The following is a 15,572-nucleotide window of genomic DNA, read 5'->3' on the forward strand; positions in this document are numbered from 1 at the left end:
TCAAAATTCGCAAATAGTGAGTTCGAATTCTAAAACTACATTGCTTATCTTTGTACTCTGAAAATTGAAATATGGAAACTGTTTTAGATAATACATTACCCGTTGGAACTCGAGGCGGAGCCGAATCGAGCGTAGCTAAACCAAAATGGTTGAAGGTAAAACTTCCAATAGGACAAAAATACACTGAGCTTCGCGGTTTGGTAGATAAATATAGCCTAAATACAATTTGTACTTCCGGAAGCTGCCCAAATATGGGTGAATGCTGGGGAGAAGGAACTGCAACATTTATGATTTTAGGAAATGTATGTACGCGTTCTTGTGGTTTTTGCGGTGTAAAAACCGGAAGACCGGAAACCGTAGATTGGGATGAACCTGAAAAAGTTGCTCGTTCTATAAAAATCATGAATATTAAACATGCAGTAATCACAAGTGTTGATAGAGATGATTTGAAAGATGGCGGTTCAATTATATGGATTGAAACTGTAAAAGCCATTCGCAGAATGAATCCAAACACAACGCTAGAAACATTAATTCCTGATTTCCAAGGGATCGAAAGAAACATTGACCGTATCGTAGAAGCCAATCCTGAAGTGGTTTCACATAACGTGGAAACCGTTAGAAGACTAACTCGCGAAGTACGTATACAGGCCAAATACGACCGAAGTCTCGAAGTTTTGAGATACCTAAAAGAAAAAGGAATCAACCGAACTAAGTCTGGAATTATGCTGGGTCTTGGCGAACAAGAAGAAGAAGTTTTTCAAACTATGCGTGATTTACGTGCAGCCAATGTTGACATTGTTACTATTGGTCAATATTTACAACCTAGTAAAAAACATCTTCCCGTAAAAGAATTCATAACACCAGATCAATTCGAGAAATATGAAAAATACGGTTTGGAGTTAGGATTCCGCCATGTAGAAAGTGGTCCATTGGTTAGATCTTCTTACAAGGCACAAAAACATATTTTATAAAAAAGTTTAATCGTTTAATTGTCAAACCGGTTAAACGATTAAACGGTTAAACAAATCAACGAGAAATTGAAAACAAGAATCGCGATTAATGGATTTGGAAGAATTGGGCGAAATTTATTCCGCTTGCTTTTAAACCATCCCACTATAGAAGTAGTTGCCATAAATGACATTGCAGATAAAAAAACAATGGCTCATTTAGTAAAATACGATAGCATTCATGGTGTTTTACCCGTTGCAGTAAGCCATGATGAAAAAGGAATTGTGGTTGATGGAAAACACTTTTTATTTTTCCACGAAAAAAGCATCCCAAATCTTGATTGGAAAAGCATTAACATTGATTTTGTTGTAGAGTCTACCGGTAAATACAAAACTTTTGAGGAGATAAATGCTCATATTTTAGCAGGCGCCAAAAGAGTAATTCTTTCAGCCCCATCAGAAGTGGACAATATAAAAACTGTAGTCTTAGGGGTTAATGAATCCATTCTTGACGGAACAGAAACCATTATTTCCAATGCCAGTTGCACCACCAACAATGCGGCACCAATGATTAAAGTGATTGAAGAGCTTTGCGGAATTGAACAAGCCTACATTACTACTATTCACTCTTTCACTACCGATCAAAGTTTACATGATCAACCTCATAAAGATTTACGCAGGGCAAGAGGAGCAAGTCAATCCATTGTCCCAACAACAACTGGAGCAGCAAAAGCGTTAACTAAAATTTTCACATCTCTGGATGGCAAAATGGGCGGCTGCGGAATTCGAGTACCTGTTCCCGATGGTTCATTGACTGATATTACTTTTAATGTAAAACAACCGGTTACCATACAAGAGATAAACAACGCTTTTAAGTTGGCCTCACAAACCAATTTGAAAGGAATTCTAGAATATACAGATGACCCTATTGTATCAGTAGATGTAATTGGTAATAAAAATTCATGTATATTTGATTCACAACTTACATCCGTAATCGATAAAATGGTAAAAGTAGTTGGTTGGTATGATAATGAAATTGGGTATTCCTCCAGAATCATTGATTTGATTTTATTGTTAAATAATAATAAAAATTTCCATCAAACATGAAACACTTTTTATTATTTACTGTTTTTTTTCATTCACTGCTCTATTCTCAAATAGAGAATAAAGTAGACAGCGTTACTTATTACTCTAAATTAGCGAGCGAGAATATTAAAAACAATAATTATAAAGAGGGTTTATCATACACTCAAAAATCAATCGATTATTGCAAAAAAAATAAAAATATTGAGGCACAAGCTTCGCAAACATTCAACTTAGGTAAAATATATTTTGACCTAAACCTCCATAATGATGCTATCGAATTATTAAGCAAAAGTATTGTATTATTTAACAGTATTTCCAAAAAGCCCAACGATAAAGTCGCTCTTGCCTATTACTATATAAGCTTGTCCTGCGTAGAGAGAAAAAACTACATCCTTGCTGAAAGTTCTATTCTCAAAACCGAAGAAATTCAAAAAAAATTAAAAATAAAGGATAAGGCGGATCTGATCAGACTACAAAAAGGAGTACTTTCAAAATTAAGGGGCGACACTGCATTGGCCTCAATCCTTTTTAACGATATTATTGCAAAACCAGACAGTCCTGACTTAACAAATTCAAAAGCCGAAGCCTTTTATCAAATGGGAACAATTGAAGCTGCCAACAATAGATATAACCTGGCTCTGAATTACTTCAACCGAGCTTTAGAATTAAATAAGGAAACTAAAAACCTAAATCAAAAGTCTAATATTTTATTGGCCTTAAGCTTGGTTTATGACAAATTACTGGACAAATCTACCGCCTATACCTACTTAAAAAAACACCTGAATCTAAAGGAAAGCATAGTGCTTGCAAATGAAGAAAAACTTGGCACTAACGACTATGAAACTTTTAAAGAATCTCAACGAAAAAAAGAAGAATTATTAATTGAAAAAGAAAATAGAGAAAAGGAAAAAGCAGATAAATTTTCCAAGCTCATCAGTATTTTGGCTATTGCAATTATTTCAATTTTATCACTTTTGAGTTTATCACTTTATAAGAACAACATCATTCGTAATCAAACCAATTCATTATTGAAAGAAAAAAACAATGAATTAATTGCGGCCAAGAACAAAGCCGAAGAGGCTTCAAAAGCAAGATCTGAATTTCTATCTACAGTGAGTCACGAGCTCCGAACACCATTAAATGCAATCAATGGAATTACGCACCTATTATTGGAAGAACATCCAAAAAAATCACAGATGCATTATTTGTCTTCATTAAAATTTTCAGGCAACTACTTAACTAACTTTATCAATGATATCTTAGAAATAAATAAAATTGAATCCAATAAATTAGAAATAGAATACATTAATTTTAATCTCAAACAATTATTGGGAGATATCCAAAACTCGCTCAAAGAAATTGCCACTATAAACAACAATAAATTCATTCTCAAAATAGATTCTGCTATACCTGAAAATTTAATAGGCGACCCCACAAAACTGTCTCAAATTTTCATGAATTTAATCAATAATGCACTGAAATTTACCAATAATGGAACAGTCAGTGTATTTGCCCGGTTAAGAAATTATCAAAATGAAAATGCTACTATCTTTTTCCAAATCATTGATACGGGTATTGGAATTCCGGAAGATAAATTAAAAACAGTCTTCGAAAGTTTCTCACAAGGATCCGTAGAAATCAATAGAAAATTTGGAGGTACGGGATTAGGATTAACCATTGTGAAAAAATTGGTTCGTATCTTAGGAGGTCGAATAAGGCTGAAAAGCATTGTTGGTGAAGGCTCTACTTTTTCTTTTGAATTGAATTTCAAAGTAGACAGCAAACCTTTGCTAAATAAAGTTGTAATCAAAAATTACAATCCAGAAATCTTCAAAGACAAAAAAATATTGGTGGTTGAAGACAACAAAATCAACCAAATGATTACCAAAAAAATGTTGACAAATAAAGCGATGAAATGTACCATTTTAGACAATGGTGAAGAGGCTATTCAAATACTAAAAAGCAAAGCATTCGACATGGTCTTAATGGATGTTCATTTGTTGGGAATCAACGGTACAATCGCAACACAACAAATTAGGGAGTTTGACACCAAAACCCCTATACTTGCCCTTACAGCTATTTCATTAAATGAAAACAGGGAAATGTTACTTTCTTTTGGCATGACAGATGTAATCACAAAACCATTTGTAGCCGAAGATTTTTACTCCATTATTGCCCAAAACATAACCAATTCCTAATCCCTTACAATCAATTCTTTGATAAGCTTACGCAATTGGGGTTCTGCATTTTTCGCTGCCGCCAAAACCTCATCATGCGAAATAGTCAGTATACTTTCGGCATCTCCCATATCAGTGATAATAGAAACACCAAACGTTTCCAATTCCATATGACGAGCCACAATTACCTCCGGAACCGTTGACATTCCTACACAATCGGCACCCATAATCTTAACCATTCTATATTCAGATAAGGTTTCAAATGTTGGTCCTTGCAGTCCAAAATAAATCCCATCATGAACTTCAATACTTAATTCTTGTGCTATTTCTTTTGCCTTAGCAATCATTTCAACAGAATACGGTTGGCTCATATTCACAAACCTTGGCCCAAAACGTTCATCGTTTTTCCCTCGCAAAGGATGCTCTGGCATAAAATTGATATGATCTTTAATAATCACAATCGAACCCACTTTGTAATTCGGATTTACACCTCCAGAGGCATTGGAAACTATTAACTTTTCAATACCCAAATACTTCATCACACGAACCGGAAAAGTCACCTCTTTCATGGAATATCCTTCGTAAAAATGAAAACGCCCTTGCATGGCCACCACTTTTTTACCACCAATAGTTCCAAAAACTAAAGCCCCTTTATGTCCTTGAACAGTCGAAATGGGAAAATTTGGAATTTCCTCATACGGCAATGTATATTCAATTATAATGTCATCCGTAAATCCGCCCAATCCAGACCCCAAAATCACACCAAATTCAGGCGTGAAATTTATTTTAGCTTTTATATAACTAACGGTTTCTTGTACTTTCTCCCACATACTTCAAAATATTTTTATCAAAATTATCACCATCTGAAAGAAACGAACTTTTTATAGGTAAAAAATATAGCTGTTTACTTAAAATACTTCCTTTCAAACGCACATAATCTTTTTCGGTTGTTACAATAATCTTATCTCCTGCTTTTTTCTTAATTTCCTGCAATTCGCTTTCGCTAAAATGATGATGATCTGCAAAAGTCAAACATTCGTCATTTTCTTTTTTCAAATGGGCAAAAAACGATTCGGGCTTCGCTATCCCCGCCAAAAGTATTTTATCCATACTTTTTACTTCTGTAACTTTTATCGTTTTTTCGTCGGAATAAACTACATCATCATAGTCAATAAAGGTAAAGAACAAACTTTGATTTGAAGAGAGATTCAGTTGTTTTTTTATTGCTTTTTGATCTTTCAAAGAAAGATTTGATGGGCATTTTGTGACAATAACAATATTGGCTCTTTGCACTCCACTTCTACTCTCTCTTAAATTTCCGGTGGGCAACATAAAATCATTGCAGTACAAATCACCATAAGAAGTAAGCATGATATAAAACCCTGCTTTCACCTTTCTGTGCTGAAAAGCATCATCCAATAAAATAACCTCTGGAGAATTCGAATTGGAAAGCAAATGCTCGATTCCATTCTTTCTGTTGGCATCAACTGCTACCTGAATGTTTTTGAATTTTTGATAAAACTGAAACGGTTCATCACCCAATTCTAAAGCATTTGAATTTGAATTAGCCAAAACAAATCCTTCGGATTGTCTTTTATAACCCCTGCTTAATGTTGCGACTTTATACTTATCCGAGAGCAACCGAATCAAGTATTCAATTTGAGGAGTCTTTCCCGTTCCACCCACACTTAGATTTCCCACTGCTATAACGGGCAAATCAAAAGAATAGGATTTTAAAATTCCTGTATCGAAAAGAAAATTCCGAACACTGGTGATAAAGCCATACAAAATGGCAAATGGGAACAATATTTTTCGCAGTAAATTCATTTTACGAAAGTAAAACATTTTGTGATAATGCCGAAAGTAATTACAAGTCTAAAATATTCAAAAAATAAGAATATTCATTTTGTAAGAATTTAAAACTACATTAAAGAACACACAAAAAAAGCTTTTTTTTTCATATTCGTTTTTAATAAAAAATGATACCCGAGATTAAGATAAACACAAATTAGCATACCATTTTTTAACTAATTATGAAATCGATTTTACTACACTATTTTTTTTCTAAAAAAGAGCTATCAATTAAATTTTAATTGTATTTTTGTTAAAAATCAAACAATTACACATTATTTACACTAAAAACATAGATATAATCAAAATTTAAAATGTAATAAAAGTCTCAAATTTGCCTAACCTACAATCTTCACAACATGAAAAAAAACTACATTATTGGTATTACATTGTTATTGTTTGCAGGAACTATTCAAGCTCAAAAAGATAAAATAAAAGCAGCTGAAAAAGAAATGAATAGTGGGAATCTTCAGAATGCCGTTATTATCCTTAAAAGTATCGAATATCAAATCTATAATTCGAATGATGAAGACAAAACCTTATTTTATTTTGTTCAAGGAAGTTCTTATTTAGGATTGGCCGATAAAAATATTGAAGAGGGAAAAAATTTAGCTTTGGCTGCAAAATCTTTCCAAGAATTAATCAAAGCCGAATCCGAATCAGGAAAAATAAAATATTCCAGTCAGGTGCAAGTTTCCTTTAAAAGTATTAAAGGACGATTAGTAAATAGTGCAATAAAAGATTCCAAAGCAGACAAATTTATTGAATGTGGCTCAAAACTCTACGAAGCCTATTTAATGGACAAGAAAGACACAATTAACTTATATTATGCAGCATCGGCCTTTGTAAGTGGAAAAGATTTTACTTCCGCACTTAAACACTACGAAACACTTAAAACCATCAATTATTCTGGAATTGGAACAAATTATTATGCATATAATAAAACAACACAAGTAGACGATAGCTTCCCGACAGCTAATGAAAGAGACATTTTTGTTAAAGCTGGCACCCATGAAAAACCAAGAACCGAAAAAGGATTATCAAAAAGAGGCGAAATTTATAAAAACATTGCCTTGATTTATGTTCAAAACGGGGAAACAGAAAAGGCTAAAAAAGCAATTTCGGATGCACGGAAAAAAAATCCAGAGGACTATTCATTGGCTTTAACAGAAGCAGACTTATATTTAGAATCAAAAGACTATGATTTGTACAAAAAAATGGTAGCTGCTATTTTGGAAAAGAACCCAAATGATGTGAATTTAGTTTTCAATCTAGGAGTACTAAGCGCAAAAGCAAATAATCCAACCGAAGCCGAAACTTTTTACTTGAAAGCAATTTCTATTGACCCGCAATACATTAAAGCTTACATTAATTTATCTGTTTTAAAACTGGAAGGACTAAAAACAATAAATGATGAAATGGATAAATTAGGAGCTTCTGCAAAAGACATGAAAAAATACAATGTCTTAAAAACAAAAAAAGAAGAAATTTATAAAGGCGTAATTCCTTACCTCAAAAAAGCAGTCGAAATAGACCCGAAAGACAAAGAGATTTTACAAAGTCTTTTGAGCGTGTACAATGCTTTGGATATGACAGCCGAATATAAAGACTTAAAAGCTAAAGCTGTTTATTAATACATCAATTCTTCTAATCAAAATAACATCGTTTGATTAGAAGAATTTTTTTTACAACTAACTAATCCCTACCAACAAATTACAAGCTTATCAATACGTTTTGGACAAATGTTCCAATACAGATATTTTTCCATATATCGAACTCTAAATTAACCCATAGTATAGCAAATTTAGCTCTACAAAAAACGTTATACAAAATAAAAAACAGAAGCAATATTTTTCGAAATAAATTCATTTTTCGAAAATATAATATTTTATCTTTGAGCGGAAATTATTAAAAACAAACTAATAGTAACTTCTACAAATTAATTTCAAATAATTTACGTTATTAATTTATAAAATACAGATTAATAAATACCCCGAAAAGATTAAACAAATGATTACAATAAAAGAAATTCTTTCTGTTCTTGAAGAAATGGCTCCATTGGCTTATGCCGAAGATTTTGACAATGTAGGTTTAATAATAGGAAATGAAAATACCGAAGCAACAGGCGTTTTAGTTTGCCATGATGCTTTAGAAAATGTAATTGACGAGGCAGTTGCCAAAAAATGCAATTTGATTGTTTGTTTTCATCCTATTTTATTCAATGGTATAAAGAAAATAACCGGGAAAAATTATGTAGAACGCGCGATTCTCAAAGCTATAAAAAATGATATTGCCATTTATGCTGTCCATACCGCATTAGACAACCATCCAGAAGGCGTAAACAAAATATTTTGTGACACTTTAGAACTTATAAACACTCAAATCTTAATCCCAAAACAAAATCACATCCGAAAATTAGTTACCTACACCATCAGAGACAATGCCGAAAAAGTTCGAAATGCATTATTTGAAGCTGGAGCAGGAAGCATCGGAAATTATGACAAATGTAGTTTCAACTCTGAAGGGACTTTCACGTATCAAGGAAATGAAAAAAGCGAACCAACCATTGGCGAAAGAGGCGTGATGTCCAGAGGAACAGAGGTTAAAATCGAAGTTGTTTATGCCAAACATTTGGAAGCAGGAATTATAAAAGCACTGAGAGAAAATCACATCTATGAAGAGGTTGCTACCGAAATTTACAATATGAAAAACACCTTTAATCATATTGGTTTGGGAATGATTGGCGAACTGGAAGAAGCAATGGATGAAAAAGATTTTCTTTTGTATGCCAAAGACAAAATGGGAGCCAACGGAATTCGTCATTCGGCCTTTACAGGAAAAAAAATAAAAAAAGTGGCAGTCTTGGGTGGTTCAGGAAGTTTCGCCATAAAAAATGCCATTCAAGCCGGTGCTGATGTGTTTTTGACTGCTGATTTGAAATATCATCAGTATTACGAAGCCGAAAATCAACTTTTATTAGCCGATATTGGACATTTTGAAAGTGAACGCTATACAAAAGAGTATATTGTTGATTATCTTAGAAAAAAAATCCTTAATTTTGCAATCATTTTATCGGAAGAAAATACAAATCCAGTTAAGTACTTATAGAATATGGCGAATACGAAAGAATTAAGTGTTGAGGACAAGTTAAGAGCAATTTACGATTTACAGCTAATTGACTCTAGAATTGACGAAATCAGAAACGTTAGAGGAGAACTTCCTTTAGAGGTTGAGGATTTAGAAGATGAAGTTGCAGGTTTAAGCACTCGTTCAGAGAAATTGAAAGGGGAATTAGAAGTTATCGAAAACCTTATCAAAGAAAAAAAGAATGCAATTGACGAACACAAAGAAGCTGTCAAAAAATACACTAAACAACAAGAAAGCGTTCGTAATAACCGCGAATTCAACTCTTTGACTAAAGAAATCGAATTTCAAGAATTAGAAATTCAATTGGCTGAAAAGCAAATCAAAGAAATGAAAGCTTCTATCGAGCATAAAAAAGAAGTGATTTCTTCTTCAAAAGAGAGATTGGAGTCTAAATCATCTCACTTGAAACATAAAAAATCAGAATTGGATGCTATCATGGCCGAAACTCAAAAAGAAGAAATCTTCTTGACTGAGAAATCTGCAGAATATGAAGCATTAATTGAAGAACGTTTATTAGTAGCCTACAAAAGAATCAGAAGCAGTGTTCGTAACGGACTAGCAGTTGTTTCTATCGAAAGAGGCGCATCAGCAGGATCATTCTTCACGATTCCACCACAAACACAAGTAGAAATTGCTTCAAGAAAGAAAATCTTAATCGATGAGCACTCCGGAAGAATCTTAGTCGACAGTGTTTTGGCTGAAGAAGAAAGAGAGAAAATGGAACAATTGTTTTCTAAATTCTAAAAAAATCTAAGCCTCGAATTTCGAGGCTTTTTTTATACCCCTACATTTTGAGTCTAAAAAAAAGCATCCGATTTCTAACAGTCAAATCCGTTGGTCTTTACATCAACCTACTCAGTTTGATTCAACCAAAAAAGGCGTTGCATTTATCCTATACACTGTTTACAAATCCCAGAATTGGAAAAATAGCCAATGACCAACTTCCAAAAATCCTGCAAAACACAATCAAAGAAACCTTCCTGCACAACGAACACCAGTTTCAAACCTATACGTGGGAAGGAAATAACACCAGAATCCTTTTAGTTCATGGCTGGGAAAGCAATTCGGCCCGTTGGGAGAAAACGCTACCCTATCTACAAAAATCCGGAAGCACCATCATTGCTATAGACGCTCCCGCTCACGGACAAAGCAGTGGTAAGGAATTCAACGTACCCCGTTATGCCGAGTTCATTAACAAAGCGGTCGAAAAATACAACCCAAGCATCATAATTGGTCACTCCATAGGTGGCGCGGCCTGTATCTATCATCAATATTTACACCCCGAAACTAGCATTGAAAAAATGGTGATTCTCGGTGCTCCCTCCGATTTAAAAACGTTGATCGACAATTATATCCAAATGTTGAGTCTCAATCGCAAAATGTTCAGCCTTTTAGAAAAACGCTATTTAGAAAATTTTAATTTTAAATTAGAAGATTTCTCCGGTGGCACATTTGCAAAACATATTAAAATCGCAGGAATCATTGCCCACGACACCACCGACACAGTAGTCGCATTTGAAGAAGGCCAAAAAATCGCAAGTGGCTGGAAAAAAGGAAAATTCATCACAACCCAAGATTTAGGCCATTCGATGCACGACGATGATTTGTACCAAGAAATATATCGCTTTTTATTTGAAGCCGAAGAATAGGCTTTTTTGTAATTATGGTTCCCGCTATCCGTTACAATCTTATGTGCCGAACCCCGACACATAAGGATTTTCACTTCTATCGGGGCTAAAGGGTTTCAATTTTTTAGTTTCAGGAAATATCCAAACATTTTCTAATAATCTAAAAATCCAAAGAGTCTAAAAAAAGACTATTTTTGCAGTATGGAAGAAAATCTAAAACGCCTCAATAAATTCATAGGAGAAACGGGCTATTGTTCCCGCCGAGAAGCCGATAAGTTTATAGAAGAAGGTCGAGTAACCATCAATGGAGTGGTACCAGAACTGGGAACCAAAGTTTCACCGGATGATGAAGTACGCATAGACGGAAAACTAATCCGTGAGAAAAACGAAAAACCAGTTTATCTGGCTTTCTACAAACCCGTAGGAATAGAATGCACCACCAATCTGGAGGTTCGCAATAACATTGTAGATTACATCAATTATCCAAAACGTATTTTCCCAATTGGCCGATTGGACAAAGCCAGTGAAGGTTTGATTTTTATGACCAATGACGGAGATATAGTCAACAAAATATTGCGTGCCAGAAACAATCACGAAAAAGAATATACTGTAACGGTAAACAAACCCATAACCGACCGTTTTATTGAGCGAATGGGGAATGGCGTACCTATTTTGGATACTGTTACCCGTAAATGTAAAGTAGAGCAGATCAGTAAATACATTTTCAAAATCATTTTAACACAAGGTCTGAATCGTCAAATTCGTAGAATGTGTGAATATTTAGGCTACGAAGTTACAGCCTTAAAACGTATCCGAATTATCAATATTTCACTAGACGTCCCAGTAGGTCGCTACCGCGATTTAACCGATGCTGAAATAAAAGAACTCAATGCTCTTATTGAGCCTTCTAGTAAAACCGAAGAAGCCAGCTTACCTAAAACAGAAGCTCCAAAACGAAGAACCGAATTCATCAAAAGAGACGACCCTCGATTTAAGAAAAGAGGAGATTATTAAATACTAAAAAGCCGTTTCAATTAAATGAAACGGCTTTTCGTTTATATCAAAACCATCGTTTTCTTTTGAATAAGAAAACACCAAACATAGATAGTAAAACAGAGACAAGTATAACAATAGGCATACCATAATTATTGTCTTCAAGGTTATTCGGCACATTCATTCCATACAAACTAGCGATTACCGTAGGAATCATCAAAATGATCGAAATAGAAGTCATTTGCTTCATAATGGCATTCAAATTATTGGAAATAACTGAGGCATAAGCATCCATCATACCTGTTAGAATGTCACTGTAAATATTTGTTGTTTCCTGTGCTTGACGCAACTCAATCTCAACATCTTCCAACAAATCAGGGTCATAATAATCCCTTTGTGATTTGACATTCTTGATTCTATGAAGCAATATATCATTACCTTTCAAGGAAGTCATAAAGAACACCAAACATTTTTCTATTTGGAGTAAAGCCTGTAATTCTTCATTCTTAATAGACTCTTCCAGATTATCCTCGGCTAATTTTATCTTTTGATTAACCTGTTTCAAATATTTTAAATACCAAACACTTGATGATAAGAGTAACTTTAAAACCAAATCAAAATAATCTTTGATATCTTTATTTTTACGTTGAGTATAGATAACAAAATCCGTTAGCATTTCTGTTTTATGAAAACTAATGGTAACGCAAATTTCTCCTTTAAAAACGACTCCAACCGGAATCGTATTAAAAGGCAATTTCACATTATCTGTACTTACCGGGATTCTAATAATTATCAATGTCCAACCGTTCTCAACTTCTATACGGGGTCTTTCATCAATATCCTCAATATCATTGTAGAATTCTTCAGGAATTTGCAATTCTTCCAGGAGGTATTTTTTCTCTATTGGAGATGGGCATTGAATATTGATCCAGCAATTTGGAGTCCATTCATTAGACTCGATTAATCCGTTATTGTTTTTGTAAAAAGCTTTCATTTCAAAATTCTATAGGTTAAGTTATAGCATCTTGAATGTTTTTCAAGTGCTTTATTCTTTCAATTTTTCCGAATAATAATCGTCCATTGGGGTTGTTTATTTTAAGTTTTGCAAAAGTATTCTTTATATTTTTAAAAAATCAGGAAGTAATGATAATTATGGTAGTCTTAAGACAAAAAAACCTCAAACTTTCGCTTGAGGTCTAATTTATTACAGTTTAAATATTTTTCTATTTTCTACTTCTGATTTCTCTTGCCAAAAGCGTATTTTTCAACAACATTGCGATAGTCATTGGCCCTACTCCTCCTGGAACTGGAGTTATAAAAGAAGATTTTTTACTTACTCCATCAAAATCAACATCACCTGTTATTACGTATCCTTTTGGATGTGAAGCGTCTTCTACTCTAGTAATACCAACATCGATTACTACAACTCCATCTTTCACCATATCGGCTTTCAAGTAATTTGGAACACCAAGAGCTGTGATGATGATATCGGCACTTTTAGTATATTCTTCAATATTTTTAGTTCTACTGTGAGTAAGTGTTACTGTAGAATCCCCAGGATAACCTTTGCGACTCATCAAGATACTCATAGGTCTTCCCACAATGTGGCTACGACCAATAACTACGGTATGTTTACCTGCAGTTTCTACTTTATATCGCTCTAACAATTCCATTATTCCAAACGGTGTTGCAGGCAAAAATGTTTCCATATCCAAAGCCATTTTTCCAAAATTAGCAGGATGAAAACCATCCACATCTTTTTCAGGATCAATTGCCATAAGTATTTTTTGCTCGTCGATATGTTTTGGCAATGGCAATTGAACAATATAACCATCCAAATTATCGTCTTCGTTTAATTCTTTAATCTTGGCAAGTAATGCATCTTCGGTAATATCGGCAGGTAGACTTACCAATGTAGATTCGAAGCCAATCTGTTCACAAGAACGTACTTTGCTTCCCACATAAGTTAAACTTGCTCCATCAGTTCCGACAATTACAGCAGCCAAATGAGGTACTTTTTCCCCATTGTCTTTCATTGTTTTTACTTTAGCAGCAATTTCATTTTTAATATCCTGCGATGTTTTTTTTCCGTCTAGTATTTGCATTTTTTAAAAAGTTAAATGTTTGATGTTTAAAGTTTTATTCTCTATTTATCTTAAAAAATTTAAGGTCTAAAATTTCAATCTATTTGAAACTTTAAACCTTAAACATTCTTATTTTATCTCGGCATTCCGCCTGGCATTCCTTTCATTCCACCCATCATTTTCATTAGGTTTTTTCCGCCTGGGCCTTGCATCATCTTCATCATTTTGCTCATTTGTTCAAACTGTTTCATCAATTGGTTTACTTGCTCAATTTTTGTACCGGAACCTTTGGCAATTCTTGCTTTTCTTTTTACGTCAATTATTGCGGGTTTGCTTCTTTCAACTGGCGTCATTGAATGGATAATTGCTTCAATATGTTTGAAAGCATCGTCTTCAATTTCGATATCTTTCATCGCTTTGGAAGCACCTGGTATCATTCCTACCAAATCTTTCATATTACCCATTTTCTTGACTTGTTGAATTTGGGACAAGAAATCATCAAAACCAAATTCGTTTTTAGCAATTTTCTTTTGGATTTTTCTGGCTTCGTCCTCGTCATATTGCTCTTGTGCTCTTTCTACCAACGACACAACATCCCCCATACCAAGGATACGTTCTGCCATACGATTTGGATAGAAAACATCAATCGCATCCATTTTCTCACCGGTACCGACAAACTTAATTGGCTTGTTCACTACCGACTTAATTGAGATCGCTGCTCCACCACGAGTATCCCCGTCCAATTTGGTTAAAATAACCCCATCAAAATTCAAGATATCGTTGAACGCTTTTGCTGTATTCACGGCATCCTGACCTGTCATGGCATCCACAACAAATAAAGTTTCTTGTGGTTGGATGGCTTTATGCACTTTGGCAATTTCATCCATCATTTCTTTATCGACAGCCAAACGACCGGCAGTATCGACAATCACCACATTGAATCCATTTGCTTTTGCATGCTTAATTGCATTTTGTGCAATCTCAACCGGATTTTTATTTTCTGGTTCAGAGTATACTTCAACAGCTATAGAATCTCCTACAACATACAATTGCTGAATAGCCGCTGGACGGTAAATATCACAGGCAACCAAAAGCACTTTTTTATTCTTTTTTGTTTGAAGATAATTAGCCAATTTACCGGAAAAAGTAGTTTTCCCAGATCCTTGCAATCCTGACATTAATATAACCGATGGAGTTCCAGAAAGATTGATTCCTGCAACATCTCCACCCATCAATTCAGTAAGCTCATCTTTGACTAACTTTACCAATAATTGTCCAGGTTGCAATGTCGTTAATACATCTTGACCTATTGCTTTCTCTTTTACTTTGGTAGTAAAATCTTTGGCAATTTTAAAATTGACATCGGCATCAAGTAAAGCACGACGTACTTCTTTCAAAGTTTCGGCTACGTTTACTTCAGTGATTTTTCCGTGTCCTTTTAATATATGAAAGGCTTTGTCTAGTTTATCGCTTAAATTATCGAACATAATTGTATTTCTCTTTAATTAAGGCGCAAATTTAATGATTTGATATTGAAGTTTAAATAGTATTAGAAATAAAAAAGCAATTGTTTTAAAATAAAATTCAAAACAATAAAAAGAGGCCAGATAAATACAGCCTCCTTTCTCCAAAAACAGTAAAACCAACTAAAAATGATTA

General features: G+C 34.0%; 13 protein-coding genes. 8 read left to right on the top strand and 5 right to left on the bottom strand.

The window, feature by feature from the left end; genetic code table 11:
* The first annotated feature begins 71 nt into the window (after positions 1-71).
* From lipA to HQN62_RS16805, 3 genes are all read left to right on the top strand, one after another.
* A complete protein-coding gene (lipA, locus tag HQN62_RS16795) occupies positions 72-971 on the top strand; it encodes a lipoyl synthase (protein WP_116797319.1) in 900 nt (299 codons plus the stop codon).
* Between the two features lie 66 nt (positions 972-1,037).
* Positions 1,038-2,054: a type I glyceraldehyde-3-phosphate dehydrogenase gene (gene gap / locus HQN62_RS16800; RefSeq protein ID WP_173505217.1), complete on the top strand. Its 1,017-nt coding sequence runs from the start codon at positions 1,038-1,040 to the stop codon at positions 2,052-2,054.
* Positions 2,051-4,231: a tetratricopeptide repeat-containing hybrid sensor histidine kinase/response regulator gene (locus tag HQN62_RS16805; protein WP_173505218.1), complete on the top strand. Its 2,181-nt coding sequence runs from the start codon at positions 2,051-2,053 to the stop codon at positions 4,229-4,231. The genes gap and HQN62_RS16805 overlap by 4 nt, the downstream gene beginning before the upstream one ends.
* Here HQN62_RS16805 and HQN62_RS16810 read toward each other — a convergent pair.
* Both HQN62_RS16810 and lpxK read right to left on the bottom strand, forming a co-directional pair.
* On the bottom strand, positions 4,228-5,040 hold the full coding sequence (locus HQN62_RS16810) for a purine-nucleoside phosphorylase (protein WP_173505219.1): 813 nt from the start codon (positions 5,038-5,040) through the stop codon (positions 4,228-4,230). The two genes, HQN62_RS16805 and HQN62_RS16810, sit on opposite strands and share 4 nt — an antisense overlap.
* Positions 5,012-6,037, bottom strand: a complete 1,026-nt coding sequence (gene lpxK, locus HQN62_RS16815) for a tetraacyldisaccharide 4'-kinase (protein ID WP_173505220.1) — start codon at positions 6,035-6,037, stop codon at positions 5,012-5,014. Before lpxK ends, HQN62_RS16810 begins: the two co-directional genes overlap by 29 nt.
* 383 nt (positions 6,038-6,420) lie before the next feature.
* Here lpxK and HQN62_RS16820 point away from each other — a divergent pair, with 383 nt between their 5' ends.
* The 5 genes from HQN62_RS16820 (at position 6,421) to rluF (ending at position 11,850) form a co-directional block, all read left to right on the top strand.
* Positions 6,421-7,695 (top strand): tetratricopeptide repeat protein, encoded by a 1,275-nt coding sequence (locus tag HQN62_RS16820; protein ID WP_116797314.1) that lies wholly within the window; start codon positions 6,421-6,423, stop codon positions 7,693-7,695.
* A 379-nt stretch (positions 7,696-8,074) separates the two neighbouring features.
* On the top strand, positions 8,075-9,169 hold the full coding sequence (locus HQN62_RS16825; RefSeq protein ID WP_173505593.1) for a Nif3-like dinuclear metal center hexameric protein: 1,095 nt from the start codon (positions 8,075-8,077) through the stop codon (positions 9,167-9,169).
* 3 nt (positions 9,170-9,172) lie between these two features.
* Entirely contained in the window at positions 9,173-9,952 is a 780-nt protein-coding gene (locus HQN62_RS16830; protein WP_173505221.1) for a zinc ribbon domain-containing protein, read from the top strand.
* 47 nt (positions 9,953-9,999) lie between these two features.
* Positions 10,000-10,857, top strand: coding sequence for an alpha/beta fold hydrolase (locus HQN62_RS16835; protein WP_173505222.1), 858 nt, complete (start codon positions 10,000-10,002; stop codon positions 10,855-10,857).
* A 180-nt stretch (positions 10,858-11,037) separates the two neighbouring features.
* A complete protein-coding gene (gene rluF / locus HQN62_RS16840) occupies positions 11,038-11,850 on the top strand; it encodes a 23S rRNA pseudouridine(2604) synthase RluF (RefSeq protein ID WP_116797311.1) in 813 nt (270 codons plus the stop codon).
* Between the two features lie 46 nt (positions 11,851-11,896).
* Here the strand turns inward: rluF and HQN62_RS16845 are convergent, their stop codons facing one another.
* The 3 genes from HQN62_RS16845 to ffh form a co-directional block, all read right to left on the bottom strand.
* A complete protein-coding gene (locus tag HQN62_RS16845; protein WP_173505223.1) occupies positions 11,897-12,823 on the bottom strand; it encodes a magnesium transporter CorA family protein in 927 nt (308 codons plus the stop codon).
* A gap of 229 nt (positions 12,824-13,052) precedes the next feature.
* Positions 13,053-13,934 carry a bifunctional 5,10-methylenetetrahydrofolate dehydrogenase/5,10-methenyltetrahydrofolate cyclohydrolase gene (locus HQN62_RS16850; RefSeq protein WP_116797309.1) on the bottom strand — a complete coding sequence of 294 codons (882 nt, stop codon included), beginning with the start codon at positions 13,932-13,934 and terminating at the stop codon, positions 13,053-13,055.
* Positions 13,935-14,047: 113 nt separating this feature from the next.
* Positions 14,048-15,400, bottom strand: coding sequence for a signal recognition particle protein (gene ffh / locus HQN62_RS16855; protein ID WP_173505224.1), 1,353 nt, complete (start codon positions 15,398-15,400; stop codon positions 14,048-14,050).
* Positions 15,401-15,572 lie beyond the last annotated feature (172 nt).

The sequence above is a fragment of the Flavobacterium sp. M31R6 genome (assembly GCF_013284035.1).
GTDB lineage: Bacteria > Bacteroidota > Bacteroidia > Flavobacteriales > Flavobacteriaceae > Flavobacterium.

Bases quoted from the DNA above. Each gene is read 5' to 3' on its own strand.
- rluF (WP_116797311.1), top strand. From the start codon at position 11,038: ATGGAAGAAAATCTAAAACGCCTCAATAAATTCATAGGAGAAACGGGC.
- HQN62_RS16845 (WP_173505223.1), bottom strand. From the start codon at position 12,823: ATGAAAGCTTTTTACAAAAACAATAACGGATTAATCGAGTCTAATGAA.
- HQN62_RS16830 (WP_173505221.1), top strand. From the start codon at position 9,173: ATGGCGAATACGAAAGAATTAAGTGTTGAGGACAAGTTAAGAGCAATT.
- HQN62_RS16810 (WP_173505219.1), bottom strand. From the start codon at position 5,040: ATGTGGGAGAAAGTACAAGAAACCGTTAGTTATATAAAAGCTAAAATA.
- ffh (WP_173505224.1), bottom strand. From the start codon at position 15,400: ATGTTCGATAATTTAAGCGATAAACTAGACAAAGCCTTTCATATATTA.
- HQN62_RS16850 (WP_116797309.1), bottom strand. From the start codon at position 13,934: ATGCAAATACTAGACGGAAAAAAAACATCGCAGGATATTAAAAATGAA.
- HQN62_RS16805 (WP_173505218.1), top strand. From the start codon at position 2,051: ATGAAACACTTTTTATTATTTACTGTTTTTTTTCATTCACTGCTCTAT.
- lpxK (WP_173505220.1), bottom strand. From the start codon at position 6,037: ATGAATTTACTGCGAAAAATATTGTTCCCATTTGCCATTTTGTATGGC.
- HQN62_RS16820 (WP_116797314.1), top strand. From the start codon at position 6,421: ATGAAAAAAAACTACATTATTGGTATTACATTGTTATTGTTTGCAGGA.
- lipA (WP_116797319.1), top strand. From the start codon at position 72: ATGGAAACTGTTTTAGATAATACATTACCCGTTGGAACTCGAGGCGGA.